Here is an 18949-nt window from a genome sequence, read left to right as displayed (position 1 = left end):
TTGCTTATTATCCGCTCTGCGTCAAAGGTCGCCCGATGCGCGCGGCGCTGCCAGCTTCTGCAAGGAGAGATTACGCATGATTGCCCGTTTCCAAACCGCCCGCAAGGCGGCGCTTCGCCTCTTTGCTGCCCTTGCCCTTCTGGGGGCGGCTGCCTGTGCGCCGCTTGAAACCGGAGGCGGCGGCGGAGCGGTCGATCCGAATGCGCCGGTGCGTGTGGCCCTGCTGGTTCCGGGCGGATCGGGGTCTGGCACAGATGCCTTACTGGCCCGCAACCTCGAAAACGCGGCCCGGCTTGCCATCCGCGATCTCAATGGCGCGCGGATCGATCTTCAGGTCTACAACACCGCCGGTCGCCCCGGCACGGCGGCGAGCGCCGCGCAGCGGGCCGTTGATGAAGGCGCGCAGATTATTCTGGGACCGCTCTTTGCCGAGGCCGCGAATGCCGCTGGCGTGGCTGTCGCCGATGAAGGCATCAACGTGCTGGCCTTCTCGAACAACACCGCGATTGCAGGCGGCAACGTCTTCGTGCTGGGCCCGACCTTCCGCAACACCGCTGACCGGCTGGTCCGTTATGGGCGCCGGACAGGGATCCGCAGCTATGTGGTGGCCCATGCCGACACCGTCCCCGGAAATGCCGGACGCGACGCTATCGTCGGCGCCGTCCAGCAGAATGGCGGGACCGTTGCGGCCGTCCAGAGCTATCCCTTGTCCCAGAACGGGATCCAGAGCGCGGCGGGTCCGATTGCAAATGCGGTCCAGAGCACGGGCGCGCAGGCCGTCTTTACCACGGCGGTGCCCGGAGATGAGCTGTCGCTGATCTCGACCGGCATCAAGGAGCGCGCTCCGGTGCAGCTGGTCGGTCTGACCCGGTGGAATTCCGAAGCGCGGTTCCAGTCGCTGCCTGCCTTGCAGGGCGGTCTGTTCACGGTGCCGGACCAATCGCTGCAGCGTCAGTTCGAGGCCCGCTATCGGGCAGCTTACGGGCAACCTCCGCATCCGATTGCAGGGCTGGCCTATGACGGGATCGCTGCGGTCGGCGCGCTGATCAGCTCGGGCAACCGGCAGGCGCTGAGCAGCCGGGCCCTGACGCAACGGTCCGGTTTCCGGGGCACGGGCGGCATCTTCCGTTTGCGGACCGATGGCACTAATGAGAGGGCGCTCGCGGTTGCCGAGCTGCGCAACAATCAGGTCGTCATCCTTGACCCAGCCCCTTCGAGATTCGGCGGCGCCGGTTTCTGATCCAGAGGATCAGGCCGAACGCGGCCTGATCGCCCCAGCCCGAGAGATCTACGACAGCGCGGCAATTGCGGCGGCGCTGGAGGCGTCTTTGGCCGCGTCCGGCAGCGCGCGACGGGCGCAGATTGTAGCCTGCCTCAAAGCGGCGCGGAGCCATGGGCTGGCGGTCATCGCGGAGGCCTTTCGCGCAGCGCCCCATGCCTCGCGTCCGGCGACGCGCAGCTATGCCTGGCTGACGGACCGCATTGTTCTGGCGCTGTTCGATCTGATCGCAACCCGGATCCATCCGCCAGCGTCCAAGACCGAGCCGCTCGCGATGATTGCGGTCGGAGGCTATGGCCGAGGCGAGATGGCGCTGCATAGTGACGTCGATCTTCTTTTTCTCACCGAGCGGCAGATGACGCCCCGGGCCGAGGCGATCATCGAGGAGATGCTCTACGTCCTGTGGGATCTGAAGCTGAAGGTCGGCCATGCCAGCCGGACGGTGAAGGAGTGCCTGAAGCTGGCGCGCGACGATTACACGATTCGCACCAGCCTTGTGGAATACCGGTTTCTGGGCGGGGATCCTGCGCCTGCGGACGACCTGCAAAAGCGGCTTTGGGGGGATCTCTTCAAGTCGACGGCTTCGGATTTTGTGGAGGCCAAGCTGGCCGAACGGGCCGAGCGGCACCGCAAGCAGGGCGGGCAGCGCTACATGGTCGAGCCCAACGTCAAGGAGGGCAAAGGCGGGCTGCGCGATCTGCAATCGCTCTTTTGGATCGCCAAATACGTCAACGGGGTCAGCGACGCGCGCGAGCTGGTTGATCTGGGCTTTTTTACCGCCGAGGAGTTCGAGACCTTCCGCGAGGCAGAGGATTTCCTCTGGGCCGTGCGCTGCCATCTGCATCTGCTGACGAACCGGGCGATGGATCAGCTGACCTTTGACATGCAGGTCGAGGTAGCCGATGCGATGGGCTATCGTGACCATTCGGGGCGGCGCGGTGTCGAGCATTTCATGCAGGATTATTTCCTGCAGGCCACCGCGGTCGGAGACCTGACGCGAATCTTCCTTGTGGCGATGGAGGATGCGCACCTGAAGACCGAGCCGATGCTGACCCGGATCTTCAAGCGCCGGAAGAAGGCGCGCGATCCCTTCGCGATCGAGCAGAACCGGCTGGTCATCGCGGATGAAGCGGCCTTTCTGGGCGACAAGCTGAACATGCTGCGCGTCTTCGAGGAAGCGCTGAGGACCGGCACGTGGCTGCATCCCAACACAATGCGACTGGTGGCGGCGCATCTCGATCTGATCGATGCGGAGGTCCGATCGATGCCCGAGGCGCGCCGGATCTTTCTTGATCTGATGCTCAAGCACGGCAACCCCGAACGCGGGCTGCGCCGGATGAACGAGCTGGGAGTTCTGGCCGCTTTCATCCCGGAATTCGAGCCCATCGTCGCGATGATGCAGTTCAACATGTATCACAGCTACACAGTCGATGAGCATACGATCCAATGCATCAGCCAGCTGGCGCAGATCGAGCGCAAGGAGCTGGTCGAGGAGCTGCCGGTGGCCAGCAGCATCCTTGAGGCGGGGGTCAGCCGGCGGATCCTTTACGTGGCATTGCTGCTGCACGATATCGGCAAGGGGCGGCCGGAGGATCATTCGGTTCTGGGCGCACGGATCGCGCGGGATGTGGCGCCCCGGCTGGGTCTTAAGAAAAAAGAGGCCGAAACGGTCGAGTGGCTGGTGCGGCACCACCTGTTGATGTCCGACATGGCGCAAAAGCGGGATATCGCGGACCCGCGCACGGTACGCGATTTTGCCAAGGCGGTGCAGACGCGGGAGCGGCTGGATCTGCTGACGGTATTGACGGTCTGCGACATTCGCGGGGTCGGCCCGGATACGTGGAACAACTGGAAGGCCGTGCTGATCCGGGCGCTTTACCGGCAGACGCGGCGGGGGCTGGAGACCGGGCTGGAGGATCTCAACCGCACGGAACGCGGCGCGGAGGCCAAAAAGAAGCTGCGCGAAGCCTTGGCCGACTGGCCTGCAAAGGACATCAAGGCCGAGATCGCGCGCCATTATCCGCCCTACTGGCAAGGTCTGCACGTGACGGCGCATGTGGATTTCGCCAAGCTGCTGCGCGAGATCGGGACCGATCAGATCCGGATGGAACTGACGCTGGATCACGACCGGGACGCCGCACGGGCCTGTTTTGCGATGGCCGATCATCCGGGGATCTTCGCGCGGATCACGGGCGCTCTGGCCTTGGTCGGGGCCAATATCGTCGATGCGCGGACCTTCACCACCAAGGACGGATACGTCACCGCCGCCTTCTGGATCCAGGATGCGAACGAGACGCCCTATGACGCTGACCGGCTGCCGCGTCTTCGCAAGATGATCGAGCGGACGCTCAAGGGCGAGCTGGTCGCGCGGGAGGCGCTGACCGGGCGCGACAAGGACAGTCTGAAAAAGCGCGAGCGGGCATTCCGGGTGCCAACTTCGATCGCGTTCGATAATGACGGATCGGATATCTACACGATCATCGAGGTCGATACCCGCGACCGTCCGGGACTTCTGCACGATCTGTCCCGAACGCTTGCGAATGCGAATGTCTATGTCTCCAGCGCGGTCATCGCGACCTATGGAGAGCAGGTGGTGGATACGTTCTACGTCAAGGATATGTTCGGGCTGAAATATCACTCGGAAGCCAAGCAGAAGAGCCTTGAGAAAAAGCTGCGCGCGGCCATCGAGGCGGGCGCCGAGAGGGCGATTTCTTGAAGCCGATCCGCCTGCTGAGCAGCATCTTTACCGTCGGGATCTGGACGCTGCTGAGCCGCATCCTCGGTTTCGTGCGCGACGTGATGATCGCCGCTGCGCTTGGCGCGGGGCCGGTAGCCGAAGCCTTCCTGATCGCGTTCTCGCTGCCCAACATGTTCCGCCGGTTCTTTGCCGAAGGGGCGTTCAACATGGCCTTCGTGCCGATGTTCTCCAAACGGCTGGAGACCGGCGAGGGCGCGGAGGATTTCGCCCGCGATGCGCTGTCGGGGCTGGCGACGATCCTGATCGTCTTTACCGTGCTGGCGCAGATCTTCATGCCTGCCCTTGTCTATGCCATCGCCAGCGGCTTTGCCGAGGATGTGCGGTTCGGGCTGACGGTGGATTTCGGGCGGATCACCTTCGTCTACATCCTTTTCATCTCGCTAGCCGCGCTGTTTTCAGGGGTGCTCAACGCGATGGGCCGGTTCGCGGCGGCGGCGGCGGCGCCGGTTCTGCTTAACGTCATTCTGGTGAGCGTGCTGCTGGTGGCGCAGGCCGGATGGTTCTCAGAGACTGTCGTCGTGGGCGCGCCAGAGCCGGTGCCGGGGCTGCATACGGGCACGATGCTGGCCTGGGGCGCGGCCATCGCGGGCATCGCGCAGCTGGCGCTGGTCTGGATTGCGGCGGACCGGGCGGGTATGAAGCTGAGGCCGCGCAGGCCGCGTATGACGCCCGAGCTGAAGCGGCTGGCGATCATCGCAGCTCCGGCGGCTTTGGCGGGCGGGGTCGTGCAGATCAACCTGCTGGTCGGGCGGCAGGTGGCAAGCTTTTTCGACGGGGCGATTGCGTGGCTGAACTATGCGGACCGGCTTTATCAGTTGCCGCTGGGTGTGGTCGGGATCGCCATAGGCGTGGTTCTGCTGCCGGATCTGTCGCGTCGGCTGGGGGCAGGCGATACGGCGGGCGGGCGCGATGCGTTCAACCGGGCCTGCGAGATCAGTCTTGCGCTGACGATCCCGGCGGCGGTGGCGCTTGTCCTGATCCCGATCCCTCTGGTGGATGTGCTGTTCCGGCGAGGCGCTTTTGATGCGGATGACACGGCAGCGACGGCCTTGGCTGTTGCGGTCTACGGGCTCGGGCTGCCTGCCTTTGTGATGCAAAAGACGCTGCAGCCGCTGTTCTTTGCGCGCGAGGACACCAAGCGGCCGTTCTATTACGCGGTGGCGGCGATGGTCGTGAACGCCGCTTTGGCCATCGGGCTGGCGGGCACGTTGGGCTATATCGCGGCGGCGATCGGGACGACGATTGCTGGCTGGGCGATGGTGGTCCTGCTGTGGCGCGGCGCCCGGTCGATGGGGGAGGCCGCGACGCTGGACGCGCGGTTCCGGCGGCGGTTCTGGCGGATCCTTGCGGCCTCTGGCGTAATGGGCGTTGTCCTTTGGGCAGCGTCGGTGACGATGACGCCGTTCTTCGGGATGGATGGTGTTCGCTATGCGGCGCTGGCCATTCTGGTAGCCGTAGGGATGATCAGCTACGCCCTGGCCGGGCAGCTTTTCGGCGCCTTCCGGCTGTCGGATTTCAGGCGGGCCGTCCGGCGCTGAGCGAGGTGTTTCGCCGCGCTGGCGCGCGTCGACAGGCCGGGGGGCGCTGCCCCCCGGACCCCCCGGAGTATTTGCGGCCAGATGAAGGGATCAGCGGCGCTTGATCCGGGCGAGGAGCGCTTTCATGCCGCCGGGCGCGGCGATCGGGGCGACCGCGAAGCCCACGAAAAAGCCTGCGAAATCGGCCAGCCAATGCGGCGAGGTGCCGAAGAGGCTGAAGGCGATCTGGAGGCCCGCGAGGAGCAGGATCAGGCGGAAGGCTTCGATCTGGTTGCCACCTGTCGCGGCGAGGCCGACCCAGAGAATGTAGGTATAAGCGCCGATCAGGCCATAAACGGCCGGGAAGGCTCCGTAGAGCGGAAACGGGGTCCAGACGAGGCCGCTATAGATGATCGCGGCCAGGATCGAAGAGGTGAAGAAGACGACCAAGACCGCTGCGCTTGAGAAGACGTCGCCTACGAATTTGCCAAGCGCCAGCAGGATGACGCAGGCGAAGGCGGCGCTGATGAAGCTGCCGTGGATGAACGGATAGGTGACAAGCCGTATCAGGTTGGAGGCGCTGAAATTACTAGTCTCTACCATGAAGCCCAGAAGCTGGGCGGGCAGCGCGAATTGCTGGAAGGCCCAGCCGCGCCAGCCGATCCCTTCTTGTCCGGCAAGGAGGCTGATGCTGCCGATGGAGAGGAGGATCTCGATCCCCGCGATCAGCCCGAAGAGCACGATCACGCTGATGGGGAGGGGATTGACGGCTTTGATCCTGGACATGGGCGGCCTTCTTGACGGGAACCGGGGGCATGGGTAAGCCAGCCCGGCCCCCTTGACCAGACCGAGCGTGTTCTACCATGACCGATGCCTCCTTTACCCCCCGCGTTTTCTCGGGGATCCAGCCGTCGGGCGGCCTGACGCTTGGCAATTATCTGGGCGCGATGAAGCGCTTTGTCACGATGCAGGACGAGGGGAAGTTCGAGACGATCTATTGCATGGTCGATCTGCATGCGATCACCGTCTGGCAGGATCCGGCTGTCCTGCGAGACAATACGCGCGAGCTGTGCGCGTTCTTTATCGCGGCGGGGATCGATCCGGAAAAATCCATTCTTTTCAACCAGTCACAGGTTCCCGAGCATACGCAGCTCGCCTGGATCTTCAACTGCGTGGCCCGGATGGGCTGGATGAAGCGGATGACGCAGTGGAAGGACAAGGCGGGCAAGAATGCCGAGAACGCCTCGCTCGGGCTCTTTGGATATCCGGCGCTGATGGCAGCCGATATTCTGGTCTATCACGCGACCCATGTGCCGGTGGGCGACGATCAGAAGCAGCATCTGGAGCTGACGCGCGATATCGCGATGAAGTTTAACCACGATTTCGGCGTCGAGTTCTTTCCCGTGACGGAGCCCGTGATCGAAGGGCCCGCGACGCGGGTGATGAGTTTGCGGGACGGCTCGAGGAAAATGTCCAAGAGCGATCCGTCCGATATGAGCCGCATCAACATGAGCGACGATGCCGATGCGATCGCGCAGAAGTTCCGCAAGGCGCGTACGGACCCCGAACCGTTGCCCTTCGAAATGGAGGGTCTGACGGACAGGCCCGAGGCACGTAACCTGGTGGACCTTTACGCGGCTTTGTCGGGGCGGACGTTGCCTGAGGTCATGGCCGAGGTCGGAGGCAAGCCGTTTTCGGAGTTCAAACCGATGCTGGCGGATCTGGCGGTGGAGGTGATTTCTCCGATTTCCAGTGAAATGCGGCGCCTGGCCAAGGATACGGCAGAGATTGACCGGGTGCTGGCCAAGGGCGCGGAGCGGGCGCGTGCTGTGGCCGCGCCGGTGGTCAAGCGGACCTACGAGATCGTCGGAATGGTGGGGTAAATCTGCCGGGTTCGGCGGCTCTCTAACGGGGTTTTGCCGGGATCGGACCGATCTGCTATCCTTGTTGAAAAACAAGGGGATCGGGCATGGTGCGAGGGCTGCGGAGCCTTCTATTGGCGGGCAATCTGGCTGTGCTTTTCTGGGTGGTGGGAACGGCGCCTCTGACCTCTCCTTTCGTGGAGCGGTCGGCGGAGGAGCTGGCGTATCGGCTGGACCAGATGATGGCGCGCGAGGTCAATGCGGCGTGGCTGGAGCCTCGGCTTGAGGAGGCCGTGGCGGCGGATGATGTGGACCGGATCGCGATGCTTCTGGGGCTGGCGGAAGAGTTCGGGATTTCCCTTTCGGATCAGATGATTGAAGCCGCGCGAGCCGAGGTCGAAGCGGCGGAGGGCTGGACCCGGTCGGCCTTGTCCTGCGGGTCCTGCATGATCGAGATGGCGTCCTGCGAGCGGCTGTCGCAAATCGCGGCTTGTGCGATTCCCTTCGAGCTGAGTCCGGCGGGCGATGTTAACGCTTTGCGGCGGGCCGGGATGACTGCTTTGCGGGGCGAGGAGGTCGACCGGCTCGATGTCTCTCTGGCACTCGTGGGGCTGGGATCGACGGCGGCGATCCTGGTCTCGGGCGCGTCGAGCGTGGCGGTCAAGGCAGGGTCCGCAGGCCTGAGGATGGCGCGCCGGATGGGCACGCTAACCCCTTCGTTCTCAAGGGTTTTGAGCGATGCGGCGCGGGTCGATCTGAAGCCTGCGGAACTGGTGCGCTACACGCGCGGGGCGGTGCCGCTGGGCGCGGTTCTCGACACGGCGAAGCTGGCCCGTCTGGAGGGGATAAGCGGCGATTTCGCGCGCGTCGTGCGGGCGACTTCGGCGTCGGAGGGGATGGTTCTGTTGCGCCATGTGGATAACGCCGAGGACGTTGCCCGGCTCGCACGGGTGGCCGAGGCGGCAGGGCCCGCGACGCGCAGCCGATTTGCCGTTCTGGGCAAAGCGCGGGTCTTTCGGGCGACCGTGAGGCTGAGCGATATGGCGGTGACCGCGCTGCTTCTGGGATATGCCGCCTTTCTGCAAGCCCTTATGATCATTGCGCAATTCATCGGCGGCCGGATCGTGCGGAGCGCCCTGCCCCGTTGAGCGTTGCCAGCGGCAGTTCCGGCGGGCATGCTCTGTTGCGGGGATCAGGTGAGGATGCGGACGATGCGTAAATTTCTGGTCATTCTCGACGATAGCCGGGAATGTCTGAACGCCATGCGCTTTGCGGCGATGCGTGCCTCGAAGACCGGCGGCGGGGTGGCCGTTCTGTCGATCATTCCGCCCGATGAGTTCAACCACTGGATCGGTGTCGGAGAGATCATGCGGGAGGAGGCGCGCGAGCGGATCCATGCGCATTTCGAGGTCTTTGCCAAATGGATGCGAGACCGCCAAGGTGTTGATCCTGAACTGCAAATCCGGGAAGGCGAGGTTGTTCCGCAGCTTATGGGCCTGCTTAAGGATGATCCTGAAATCGGGGTGCTGGTCCTTGGCGCGGGGGACGACAAGTCGGGGCCCGGGCCGCTTGTGACGCAGCTGACGCGGCAGGCGGGGAGCCTTCCGATCCCGATCACGGTGGTGCCGGGCGATATGTCAAAGGACCGGCTTGAAGCGATCACCTGAGGCGTTGCGCAAGGCCGGTTTTCAGGATTTCGGGGCTTTCGGTATCCGGTCGGTATTGCGTCGGTATCTGGTCGGTGGATTTTTCCTTAACGCGCGGGTCACATATGTGGCCTCTCGTGATATCAAGGCCTTGCGAATTCGACTAAAAGTTTAGGCATTCAGTCGGCTCCACACTCTTCGCGCATCGTGTCGACGCCCTCTTCGACGGTGACGTAATAGGGGGCCAGACGCGCCTTGCCGCAACTGTCGAGCGCCTCCTTGACCGGGGCGTGCAGGGCGGCAAATCCGATGCGGAGGTCCTTCTCCTCGATATTCTCGCAGAGCCGGGACAGCATCCGGATCCCACTGGCATCGATGTCGTTGACCGACCGCATGTCGAGCAGGACGCAGCGGATATCTTTGTGGCGGGAGAGAAGCGACAGGATCCGCTCCTCGCAATGGGCGACATTGCCGAAATAGAGCGAGCGGTCGATGCGGATCGGGAGAACAGGGAGGGTATCGACCTCGACCTCGTCGCGGTCGACGGAGCGGAAGATGTCGCCTTCTCCGGCGCGACCCAGACGGGTGATGCGCGGCAGGCTGGAGAACCAGAGGAAGGCAGCGATCCCGGCCAGTGTTCCAGTCAGCAGGCCCCATTGCACGCCGAGCACGAGGGTTGCGACGAAGGTGACGCCGAGCACACCGGCCTCGGCGCGACTGTGGCTCCACACCTCGCGGATTTCGCGCAGCTTGATGAGGCCGAAGACGGCGCTGATGACGAGGGCCGCCAGTGCCGCTTCGGGCAGTTGGGCGAGGATCGGGCCACCATAGAGGGTGACGGGCAGCACGATCAGACCCGCGAAGGCCGTGGCCAGAGGTGAGCGGCCGCCGCTGTCGAAGACCAGCGCGGAGCGGCTGAGACTGACACCGGTCGCGTAGCCTCCGGTCAGGCCAGCCGCGACATTGGCAGCGCCGACGGCGATCGCCTCTCGGTTGGTGTCGAGCGGTGCGCGGCGGCGGGCGGAGAGCGATTTGGCCACTGCGGTGCCGGTGGCAAAAACGAGGATGGCGACGATCAGGCTGTCGAGGGCGAGCGCGAGCCACGGTCCGGGGCTGAGCGGCGGGAGGGTCAGGGTCGGCGGCCCGCCGCCGGGCTCGTCGACGCGGGCGACCTCGAGCGAGAGCATGCTGGCGGCCACCCCGGCGGCGACAAGTGCCAGAAGCGGGATGCTTTTGACCAGCGGCAGACGGAAGGGCGGGCGGATCCCGATGCGCCAGAGCCCGGGTCCGGCATAGCGATCCCCGAGCAGGATCAGCGCCAGAACGCCCGCGCCTAGCGCCAGTGTCGGCCAATTGGGCAGGCCCGCCCCGAGAAGGCCCTGCGCCGCATCGACGAGATTGCCGGAGCGGGCCGCCTCGACCCCCAGAAGCGCGGGAAGCTGGCTGGCCGCGATCAAAAGCGCGACGGCGGCGGTGAAGCCCAGGAGGGCTGGTTCGCTGATGAAATTGACCAGACGCCCCAGCTTGAAGAGGCCGAGAAGGAGCAGGATCGCTCCGGTTTCGATGGCGATGATCGCGGCGGCCTGCATCGGTTCCATCCCGCTGGAGCCGATGGCGTCGGCGACCAGCAGTGAGGCCAGCGCGACCGGCCCGACCGACACGAAGGCGCTGAGCCCGAAGACGGCGTAAAGAAGCGGGGGGATCATCGCGGTATAGAGCCCCGCCTCGGGCGGCAGTCCCGCAAGCAGGGCATAGGCCATGGCTTGCGGCACGAGCAGAACGGCGAGGATCACGCCTGCGACACCGTCGGCTATGGCGGCCTTGGGCCCGTATCCGTCGAGCCAAGGGGGAAGAAGGGATGCCATTGCGCCTCGCCTGATCGTTTCGGGTCAACGCAGCGGAGCGGGATGGGTTCAATCGGAAGCGCCCGGCGCTGTTGCAGACAGGCGTCAGTCGGGGGCGTTCCGGGCGCGCGCCCTTGTTGGGCTGCCGGGCGGTTCCAATATAGATTTCAGTAAGTTGGAGGAAATGGGTGCGTTACTTCGTTCGAATGGTTGTGCATGCGGTGCGGCAGGCTCCTCCGCCGAGCCTGTCCTTGATCGGGGCGAGCCTTGGTGTTGTCGCGACGCTCGTGATCCTTGAGCGGCTGTTTCCCGGACGGTCCGGGTTTGACGTGTTCCTGGCAGCGTTTCTGGTGGGATCGCTGATACGCTTGTCGTCTTACCTTCATCGTAGCCAGCCGCATGCCGGGCCATCGGCGATCGGAGCCGCTTTGATCGCGGCGGCTGTTCTGGCGACGATGCACTTTCAGGACCCGATCTGGATGCAGCGGGTGAATACGATCACATCCCTCATTTTCGTGGGTCTTTTTGCGTCGGATCTGGCAACGTCCGACTTTTCGCTGACCCGCCGCTACTTCTCGGGCGCGGATTGGGTCGAGATCTATCCCCGGCTGGCATGGATTCGGGTGGTGATTTATGCTGGCCTTGCGGTGGCGAACGAGATCGCGATTGCGATCACAAGCCCGTCTGGTTGGCTTGTCTATTGGGCGATCATGGCACCGGTGATGCATTATGTCTGGCTTGCCAGCGCCGATATCGCCTATTGGACGCGTCCCGGCGCCGAGGACGGGACTGAAGTTTAGAACCGTTCCAAACTCTTGACAGGGGCGGGCGGCGGGCGCATATTTTGCAGACCCTTTTGAGAGGCTCCTCGCATGTTCATCCAGACCGAATCCACGCCGAACCCGGCGACGCTGAAGTTCCTGCCCGGCCAGACCGTGCTGGAGGCCGGGACCGCTGATTTCCCAACTGCGGATACGGCTGGGCCGTCCCCGCTGGCGCAGAGGATCTTTGGGGTCGAGGGTGTGACGGGTGTGTTCTTTGGCACCGATTTCGTGACCGTGACGAAGGCGGACGAGGTGGAGTGGGATCACATCAAGCCCGGCATCCTTGGCGCGATCATGGAGCATTACCAGTCCGGCAAGCCGGTCATGGAGGGCGAGCAGACGTCCGGCCATGCGGAGCATCACGGCGAGGACGGAGAGATCGTCGGCCAGATCAAGGAGCTGCTGGACACCCGCGTGCGGCCCGCCGTGGCGCAGGATGGCGGGGACATCACGTTCCATGGCTTTGACCGCGGGGTTGTCTATCTGCACATGCAGGGCGCCTGCGCGGGCTGTCCGTCCTCGACGCTCACGCTGAAGATGGGCATCGAGAACCTGCTGCGGCATTACATTCCCGAAGTGCTCGAGGTGCGCCCTGTCGCGGCCTGACCCTACGATCCTCGCATTCGACACATCGGCCGCGCATTGCGCGGCCGCTTTGCTGTCGGGCGGACGGATCGTGGCGGAACGGTTCGAGGAGATGACGCGCGGACAAGCGGAGCGGCTGATGCCGCTGCTCGAGGAGGTTCTTGTGGAGGCGGGCTGCGCCTGGGACGAGCTGGACGCGATCGGCGTGGGCGTCGGGCCTGGGAATTTTACGGGGATCCGGATCGCGGTGTCGGCGGCGCGGGGGCTGGCTTTGGGGCTGGGTGTGCCTGCAGTCGGGGTGTCGGGGTTCGAGCTGCTCGGCGGCGGGGATCCGGGTCGGGCTGTGGCGGACGCGGCGGGGCCGGTGCTGATCTGCCTGCCAGCGCCAAGGGATACGGCCTATGTTCAGCTCGTGTCGGCGGAAGGCGTACCGGGGCCGTATCGGGTCGTTGATTCGAAGACCGAGCGGCTGAGAGACGACGAGCAGAGTGCGGCGGCAGTCGGCGCGGCGGCGGCTCTGTTCGAGGGGCGGGTGAGGGTTGAGCGCGCGCAGTTGGATCCGCGTTCCGTCTCTGTGCGGATTGCCGAGATCGCGGCGCGTAAAGTGGCGACAGGCGAGGCCTTGCCCCGCCCTGCCCCGCTTTATGTGCGGGCGGCAGATGCAGCGCCTCCGCGGGAGGCGGCTCCGGTCATTCTGGATGGGTGAGCTGGCGGAGCGGCTGGCGGATCTGCATGGCCGGGCGTTTCCGGCAGCTCAGGGATGGTCTGGTCGGGAGATGGAGGGGCTGGTGGCGCAGGCCGGCGTCTTTGTCACGGAGGCGCCGGGCGGATTTGCCATGGGCCGCGTGGCAGCAGACGAGGTGGAGCTTTTGACCGTTGCCGTCGCGCCAGAGGCGCGGCGCGCGGGATGCGGAGCGAGGCTGCTGGCCCTGTTCGAGGCGGAGGCCGCGCGACGCGGCGCTTGCGAGGCGTTTCTGGAGGTCGCGCAGGACAATGACCCGGCGCGGGCGCTCTATCTTAAGGCAGGTTATGCGGAGGTCGGGCAGCGGCGCGGATACTACCGGCGCGGGCCGGACGTAGCGGTCGATGCGGTGATGATGCGCAAGGATCTGGCAGCGGAGGGCTACAAACAGCCGCCGCAGAGCTCGGCGCCCCGGGCTTGACCCGGGGCCTCCCGGTCCGGCCGGGCCGGATACGGGTCAAACGCGAGGATCTGACCTAGGGGCATCCGCCTAATCGGCAGGCATTTGCGGCGCGAGGCGGCGTTTGAAGCCCAAAAAGCTATTGATCTTCCGCCGGGGGAGAGGCCTTATCCCATGGTGATACGCGGATCCGTCCTATCAGGGCGGGGACCGCTCAAGAGGCGCATCAAGAGCCTCGGGTTAACGATAACAGGGAGACCTCAATGACCCTCAAGCACACGTTCATGGGCGCCGCTGCCGCGCTGGCCCTTACCGCTGGCGGAGCGCTGGCCGATCCGGCCGTCGTCTTCGATCTGGGCGGCAAGTTCGACAAGTCGTTCAACGAAGCGGCCTTTAACGGCGCCGAGCGCTGGAAGGAAGAGACCGGCGGCAGCTATCGCGAAGTCGAGATGCAGTCCGAAGCCCAACGCGAACAGGCGCTGCGCCGTCTGGCCGAAAGCGGCTCGAACCCGATCGTGATGACCGGCTTTGCCTTCGGCAACGTTCTGAGCGAAGTCGCCCCCGACTATCCCGACACGACCTTTGCGATCATCGATGCGGTGGTCGAAGAGCCGAACGTGCGCTCGGTCGTGTTCAAGGAGCATGAGGGCTCGTTCCTCGTCGGCATGATGGCGGCGATGGCCTCGGAATCGGGCACGGTCGGCTTTATTGGCGGCATGGATATCCCGCTGATCCGCAAATTCGCCTGCGGCTATGCCCAAGGCGTGCTGGCAGTGAACCCCGATGCGACCGTAATCGCTAACATGGCCGGCACCACGCCCGCTGCTTGGGCCGATCCGGTCAAGGGGTCTGAGCTGACGCAGGCGCAGATCAGCCAAGGCGCGGATGTGGTCTATGCCGCCGCCGGTGCGACCGGTGTGGGCGTTTTGCAGACGGCGGCCGATCAGGACATCCTGTCGATCGGCGTGGACAGCAACCAGAACTACCTGCATCCAGGCGAGGTTCTGACCTCGATGCTCAAGCGGGTGGATAATGCCGTCTATGAGGTCTTCGCGGCTGGCGATGCTGTCGAGACCGGCGTCAATGTCATGGGCCTCGAGAACGAGGGCGTGGGCTATGCGCTGGACGAGCATAACGCCGATCTCGTCACCGCAGAAATGCAGGCTGCCGTCGATGAGGCCTCTGCCGCGATCATCGCGGGCGAGACCGAAGTGCATGACTACATGAGCGACGAAAGCTGCCCGGCGCTGAGCTTCTGAGGCGTTTGCGGATCTGACGGAAGGCCGCGCTGGGACCAGTGCGGCCTTTTTCGGCAAGTACGAGGGAGACGACATGACCGATCCCGCCATTGAGTTGAAAGGGATCTCGAAATCCTTCGGCCCGGTTCAGGCCAACAAGGATATCGCGATCCGGGTGATGCCGGGCACGATCCACGGGATCATCGGCGAGAATGGCGCGGGCAAGTCGACGCTGATGTCGATCCTCTACGGGTTCTACAAGGCCGATGCGGGCGAGATCTTCATTCGCGGGCAAAAGACCGAGATCCCGGACAGTCAGGCGGCCATCGCCGCGGGAATCGGGATGGTGTTCCAGCATTTCAAGCTGGTAGAGAATTTCACGGTTCTGGAAAATATCGTTCTGGGCGCAGAGGATAGCGGGCTTTTGAAGCCGTCGCTGGGCCGCGCGCGGCGCGAGCTGGCGGAGCTGTCCAAGGAATACGAGCTGAACGTGGAGCCCGACGCCCTGATCGAGGAGATCGGCGTCGGGATGCAGCAGCGGGTCGAGATCCTCAAGGCGCTCTATCGCCGGGCCGAGATCCTGATCCTCGACGAGCCGACGGGCGTGCTGACGCCGTCCGAGGCCGATCACCTCTTCCGGATCCTCGAGAACCTGCGCGCCGAGGGCAAGACGATTATCCTCATCACCCACAAGCTGCGCGAGATCATGGAGATCACCGATACGGTCAGCGTGATGCGGCGCGGCGAGATGACGGCGACGGTCAAGACCGCCGAGACCTCTCCGCCCGAGCTGGCCGAGCTGATGGTGGGCCGCAAGGTGCTGCTGCGGGTCGAGAAGGCGCCCGCGCAGGCCGGCGATGTCGTTCTGGAGGTGCGCAATCTGAGCGTGACGGACGACAAGGGAGTGCAGCGGCTCAAGGGCATCGATTTCGACATTCGGGGCGGCGAGATCCTGGGGATCGCGGGGGTCGCCGGGAACGGACAGTCCGAGCTGCTGGAGGTGCTTGGCGGGATCCGCAGCGCGACGGGGACGGTGCGCCTGAAGGGGCAGGAGATCGATCTAACCGGCACCCAATCCGATGGCCGCTCGCGCCGGGCGCGCGGGATCGCCCATGTGCCCGAGGATCGCCAGCGCGAGGGTCTGATCATGGACTATCACGCCTGGGAAAACGTCGCCTTCGGCTATCACCACGACTCCCGCTATGGCAGCGGGATCTTCATGAAGAACGCCGCCATGAAAGAGGACACGGCCGGCAAGATGGAGCGGTTCGACGTGCGTCCGCCCGATCCCAAGCTGGCGGCCAAGAACTTTTCGGGCGGCAACCAGCAGAAGATCGTGCTGGCCCGCGAGATCGAGCGCTCGCCCGAGCTGCTGCTCGTCGGGCAGCCGACGCGCGGTGTGGATATCGGTGCGATCGAGTTCATCCACGAGCAGATCGTGGCGCTTCGCGATCAAGGCAAGGCGATCCTTCTGGTCTCGGTCGAGCTGGAGGAGATCCTCGCGCTCAGCGACCGGATCGCGGTGATGTTCGACGGTCAGATCATGGGCGAGCGCCTGCCCGAGGACACCAATGAGACCGAGCTGGGTCTGCTAATGGCGGGTGTGACCGATACGGATGCGCCCCATGACGTCTCCGAGATCGAGGCGAACCTTGCCCATGCGGGCCACCGGTGATGATTGAACATGGCGTGGAATTCGCGGAGACTGCCCGCGACGGGACGGATCGGGGAGCCACGAATGCCGAGCGACAACGGGATCGACGACGCCATCGCCAAGCTGATGGAGCAGGACAGCACGCCCAAGGCCAAGCGCGAGCGCAAAAAGGCCGAAGCGGCACGCAAGCGGGGGGCGTCCCCGGGCGGCTCGACCGCCTCGATGCTGGAGGGCAACCGCAAATATGTGACGATCGGAGCCGCGGTGCTTGTGGCCGCCTTCATCTTCGGCGCAATCGTCGGGCCGTGACCGCCGGACGCGGGAGACCGCAATGGACGTGATGCCCAAATGGGCCGAGGTCGTGCTCGTGCCGCTGATCTCGCTGGTGCTGGCCTTCCTGATCTCGGCGCTCGTCATCCTCGGCATCGGGGAGAACCCGGTGAATGCGATCCGGGTGATGGTAAGCGGCGCACTTGGGTCGGCTTACGGGTGGGGTTTTACCCTTTACTACGCGACGAACTTTATCTTTACCGGACTGGCCGTGGCGGTCGCATTTCATGCACGCCTTTTCAACATCGGCGGTGAAGGTCAGGCCCTTATCGGGGGTCTTGGCGTCGCGTTCGTCTGCCTCTACATCCCGTGGCCGCATTGGTCGTTGGCTCTTTTGGGCGCAACCGCCGGTGCCGCGATCTTTGGCGCAATCTGGGCCGCAATCCCGGCCTGGCTCCAAGCGAAACGCGGCAGCCACATCGTCATTACGACGATCATGTTCAACTACATCGCGGCTGCTTTGCTGAGCTACATGTTGACCGAGCAGATAAAGGCTCCGGGGTCAGATCCCGCGTCGGCCTTCTTTCCCGATGCAACAAATCTGCCGACTTTCTACGATATGTTTTCTTGGACCGGACTCGGCTTTTCAGAGTTTACGCCCGCAAATGTCTCTTTTCTCATTGCGCTTCTTGCCTGTCTTTTCGTCTGGGTGCTGATCTGGCGCACCAAGCTGGGCTACGAGATCCGCGCTTTCGGCCATTCGGAACCGGCGGCGAAATATGCCGGGATTTCGCCCACCAAGATCATCATGGTCACGATGATCATCTCGGGCGCGCTGGCGGGCATGATGGCGATCAACAACGTCATGGGAGAGGCCGAGCGGCTGAACCTCAATGCCGCCGAAGGGGCGGGCTTTATCGGGATCGCGGTCGCGCTGATGGGCCGGTCGCATCCGATCGGGGTCTTCATGGCGGCGCTGCTTTTCGGGTTTCTCTATCAGGGCGGGGCCGAACTGGCCTTTTCCACGTCGATCCCGTCCCAGCTGATTATCGTGATCCAGGCGCTGGTGATCCTCTTCACCGGAGCGCTCGACAACATGGTGCGGATGCCGCTGGAGCGGATCTTCCTAACGCTGCGCCGCCCGCCGAAGCCCGAAACCAAGCTGGAGGCGGCGGAATAGGCCCATGGATTTCCTGACCCTACTGCAAGTGCTCGATTCCACCGTTCGCCTCGCAACGCCGCTTCTGCTGGCCTGCCTGGCGGGTCTTTTCAGCGAACGGGCGGGGATCTTTGATATCGGGCTCGAGGGCAAGATGCTGGCCGCGGCCTTCCTGTCCGCGGCCATCGCCTTTGTCACCGAATCGGCCTGGATCGGGCTGCTGGCGGGGATCGGCGCCTCAATGGTGCTGGCGGGGATCCACGGGCTGGCCTCGATCACGTTCCGGGGCAACCAGCTGATCTCGGGGGTGGCGATTAACTTTCTGGCCGCCGGAATGACGGTGCTGGTCGCGCAAAGCTGGTTCAGCCAGGGCGGCCGCACGCCGTCGCTGATGTCGGGCGGCCGGTTCGAGCCTGTCACCCTGCCCTTCGCCGAGGCGCTTTCGGGCGTGCCGGTGCTGGGCCCGATCTATACTGAGCTTCTGTCGGGCCATACGGTGCTAGTCTATCTGGCCTTCGCGATGGTGCCGCTGACCTGGTGGATCCTTTTTCGCACCCGGTTCGGTCTGCGCCTGCGCGCGGTGGGCGAGAACCCGGCGGCTGTCGACACCGCTGGCGTTTCCGTCGTTGGGCTGCGCTTTGCAGCCGTTGCGATTTGCGGGGTCCTTTGCGGGATTGCGGGCGCCTATATGGCGACGGCCCTGCAGGCAGGCTTCGTCAAGGACATGACGGCGGGCCGGGGCTATATCGCTCTGGCTGCGCTCATCTTCGCCAAGTGGCGCCCCTGGTACGCGCTTGGCGCGACGCTGCTCTTCGGGTTCCTGCAAGCGATCGCGCTCAGACCTGACGTGATCGAGGCGGTGCTCAGCTTCCGCGTTCAGGTCCAGCTTCTCGACGCCCTGCCCTATATCCTGACGGTGGTGATTCTCGCGGGCTTTGTCGGCAAGGCGGTCCCTCCACGCGCCGGAGGCGAGCCCTACGTCAAGGAGCGCTGAGGCTCCTCTTCATCTGGCCATAAATACTCAACGGCGCAGGTCTCCCGCGAACCTGCCGCTCCCTCAAAGCAAAACACATCCCCGCGCCTGCTGCGTCCCGCCCGCCGCAGGCGCGCAGGCGAAGCGCAGCTCCGGATGTCCCCCGGTTGCGCCGCGAGGCGGCCCGGGTCTAAGACG

General features: G+C 64.6%; 17 protein-coding genes. 15 read left to right on the top strand and 2 right to left on the bottom strand.

Annotated features, from left to right (window positions below; all coding sequences use genetic code 11):
• The first annotated feature begins 76 nt into the window (after positions 1-76).
• The 3 genes from AAD018_RS04165 to murJ are packed head-to-tail and all read left to right on the top strand — an operon-like array spanning position 77 to position 5575.
• A complete protein-coding gene (locus AAD018_RS04165; RefSeq protein ID WP_367313382.1) occupies positions 77-1240 on the top strand; it encodes a penicillin-binding protein activator in 1164 nt (387 codons plus the stop codon).
• Positions 1200-3995: a [protein-PII] uridylyltransferase gene (locus AAD018_RS04160; protein ID WP_412005175.1), complete on the top strand. Its 2796-nt coding sequence runs from the start codon at positions 1200-1202 to the stop codon at positions 3993-3995. The genes AAD018_RS04165 and AAD018_RS04160 overlap by 41 nt, the downstream gene beginning before the upstream one ends.
• On the top strand, positions 3992-5575 hold the full coding sequence (gene murJ, locus AAD018_RS04155) for a murein biosynthesis integral membrane protein MurJ (RefSeq protein ID WP_367313383.1): 1584 nt from the start codon (positions 3992-3994) through the stop codon (positions 5573-5575). Before AAD018_RS04160 ends, murJ begins: the two co-directional genes overlap by 4 nt.
• Positions 5576-5665: 90 nt before the next feature.
• Here murJ and AAD018_RS04150 read toward each other — a convergent pair whose 3' ends face one another.
• The gene (locus tag AAD018_RS04150; protein ID WP_367313384.1) at positions 5666-6340 is read right to left on the bottom strand and encodes a rhomboid family intramembrane serine protease; all 675 of its coding nucleotides are present in this window, start codon (positions 6338-6340) and stop codon (positions 5666-5668) included.
• Between the two features lie 77 nt (positions 6341-6417).
• On the opposite strand from AAD018_RS04150, the gene trpS reads away from it, so the two are divergent.
• The 3 genes from trpS (at position 6418) to AAD018_RS04135 (ending at position 9083) form a co-directional block, all read left to right on the top strand.
• Positions 6418-7437, top strand: coding sequence for a tryptophan--tRNA ligase (gene trpS, locus AAD018_RS04145; RefSeq protein WP_367313385.1), 1020 nt, complete (start codon positions 6418-6420; stop codon positions 7435-7437).
• An 86-nt stretch (positions 7438-7523) separates the two neighbouring features.
• Complete coding sequence (locus AAD018_RS04140) at positions 7524-8564, top strand: hypothetical protein (protein WP_367313386.1); 1041 nt, start codon at positions 7524-7526, stop codon at positions 8562-8564.
• Between the two features lie 63 nt (positions 8565-8627).
• Positions 8628-9083 carry a universal stress protein gene (locus AAD018_RS04135; protein WP_367313387.1) on the top strand — a complete coding sequence of 152 codons (456 nt, stop codon included), beginning with the start codon at positions 8628-8630 and terminating at the stop codon, positions 9081-9083.
• 158 nt (positions 9084-9241) lie between these two features.
• On the opposite strand, the gene AAD018_RS04130 is transcribed toward AAD018_RS04135, so the two are convergent.
• The gene (locus AAD018_RS04130) at positions 9242-10927 is read right to left on the bottom strand and encodes a SulP family inorganic anion transporter (RefSeq protein WP_367313388.1); all 1686 of its coding nucleotides are present in this window, start codon (positions 10925-10927) and stop codon (positions 9242-9244) included.
• 167 nt (positions 10928-11094) lie between these two features.
• Here AAD018_RS04130 and AAD018_RS04125 point away from each other — a divergent pair, with 167 nt between their 5' ends.
• The 9 genes from AAD018_RS04125 (at position 11095) to AAD018_RS04085 (ending at position 18772) form a co-directional block, all read left to right on the top strand.
• Entirely contained in the window at positions 11095-11706 is a 612-nt protein-coding gene (locus AAD018_RS04125) for a hypothetical protein (RefSeq protein ID WP_367313389.1), read from the top strand.
• A 72-nt stretch (positions 11707-11778) separates the two neighbouring features.
• A complete protein-coding gene (locus tag AAD018_RS04120; protein ID WP_367313390.1) occupies positions 11779-12336 on the top strand; it encodes a NifU family protein in 558 nt (185 codons plus the stop codon).
• Entirely contained in the window at positions 12293-13021 is a 729-nt protein-coding gene (gene tsaB, locus AAD018_RS04115) for a tRNA (adenosine(37)-N6)-threonylcarbamoyltransferase complex dimerization subunit type 1 TsaB (RefSeq protein ID WP_412005200.1), read from the top strand. Before AAD018_RS04120 ends, tsaB begins: the two co-directional genes overlap by 44 nt.
• Positions 13014-13478, top strand: coding sequence for a GNAT family N-acetyltransferase (locus tag AAD018_RS04110; protein WP_367313391.1), 465 nt, complete (start codon positions 13014-13016; stop codon positions 13476-13478). The genes tsaB and AAD018_RS04110 overlap by 8 nt, the downstream gene beginning before the upstream one ends.
• A 242-nt stretch (positions 13479-13720) precedes the next feature.
• A complete protein-coding gene (locus AAD018_RS04105) occupies positions 13721-14716 on the top strand; it encodes a BMP family lipoprotein (RefSeq protein WP_367313392.1) in 996 nt (331 codons plus the stop codon).
• Between the two features lie 73 nt (positions 14717-14789).
• Entirely contained in the window at positions 14790-16370 is a 1581-nt protein-coding gene (locus tag AAD018_RS04100; RefSeq protein WP_367313393.1) for an ABC transporter ATP-binding protein, read from the top strand.
• A 63-nt stretch (positions 16371-16433) separates the two neighbouring features.
• Complete coding sequence (locus AAD018_RS04095) at positions 16434-16658, top strand: hypothetical protein (protein WP_367313394.1); 225 nt, start codon at positions 16434-16436, stop codon at positions 16656-16658.
• A 22-nt stretch (positions 16659-16680) separates the two neighbouring features.
• Positions 16681-17799, top strand: coding sequence for an ABC transporter permease (locus AAD018_RS04090; protein WP_367313395.1), 1119 nt, complete (start codon positions 16681-16683; stop codon positions 17797-17799).
• A gap of 4 nt (positions 17800-17803) precedes the next feature.
• Positions 17804-18772 (top strand): ABC transporter permease, encoded by a 969-nt coding sequence (locus AAD018_RS04085; RefSeq protein WP_367313396.1) that lies wholly within the window; start codon positions 17804-17806, stop codon positions 18770-18772.
• The last annotated feature ends 177 nt before the right edge of the window (positions 18773-18949 follow it).

This window comes from Aestuariibius insulae, assembly GCF_040783535.2.
Taxonomy (GTDB): Bacteria; Pseudomonadota; Alphaproteobacteria; order Rhodobacterales; family Rhodobacteraceae; genus Aestuariibius; species Aestuariibius insulae.
This window is presented reverse-complemented; position numbering and strand designations above follow the sequence as displayed.

Bases quoted from the DNA above. Each gene is read 5' to 3' on its own strand.
- AAD018_RS04130 (WP_367313388.1), bottom strand. From the start codon at position 10,927: ATGGCATCCCTTCTTCCCCCTTGGCTCGACGGATACGGGCCCAAGGCC.
- AAD018_RS04090 (WP_367313395.1), top strand. From the start codon at position 16,681: ATGGACGTGATGCCCAAATGGGCCGAGGTCGTGCTCGTGCCGCTGATC.
- AAD018_RS04105 (WP_367313392.1), top strand. From the start codon at position 13,721: ATGACCCTCAAGCACACGTTCATGGGCGCCGCTGCCGCGCTGGCCCTT.
- AAD018_RS04110 (WP_367313391.1), top strand. From the start codon at position 13,014: ATGGGTGAGCTGGCGGAGCGGCTGGCGGATCTGCATGGCCGGGCGTTT.
- AAD018_RS04085 (WP_367313396.1), top strand. From the start codon at position 17,804: ATGGATTTCCTGACCCTACTGCAAGTGCTCGATTCCACCGTTCGCCTC.
- AAD018_RS04120 (WP_367313390.1), top strand. From the start codon at position 11,779: ATGTTCATCCAGACCGAATCCACGCCGAACCCGGCGACGCTGAAGTTC.
- AAD018_RS04150 (WP_367313384.1), bottom strand. From the start codon at position 6,340: ATGTCCAGGATCAAAGCCGTCAATCCCCTCCCCATCAGCGTGATCGTG.
- AAD018_RS04140 (WP_367313386.1), top strand. From the start codon at position 7,524: ATGGTGCGAGGGCTGCGGAGCCTTCTATTGGCGGGCAATCTGGCTGTG.
- AAD018_RS04095 (WP_367313394.1), top strand. From the start codon at position 16,434: ATGCCGAGCGACAACGGGATCGACGACGCCATCGCCAAGCTGATGGAG.
- AAD018_RS04165 (WP_367313382.1), top strand. From the start codon at position 77: ATGATTGCCCGTTTCCAAACCGCCCGCAAGGCGGCGCTTCGCCTCTTT.
- AAD018_RS04135 (WP_367313387.1), top strand. From the start codon at position 8,628: ATGCGTAAATTTCTGGTCATTCTCGACGATAGCCGGGAATGTCTGAAC.
- trpS (WP_367313385.1), top strand. From the start codon at position 6,418: ATGACCGATGCCTCCTTTACCCCCCGCGTTTTCTCGGGGATCCAGCCG.
- AAD018_RS04100 (WP_367313393.1), top strand. From the start codon at position 14,790: ATGACCGATCCCGCCATTGAGTTGAAAGGGATCTCGAAATCCTTCGGC.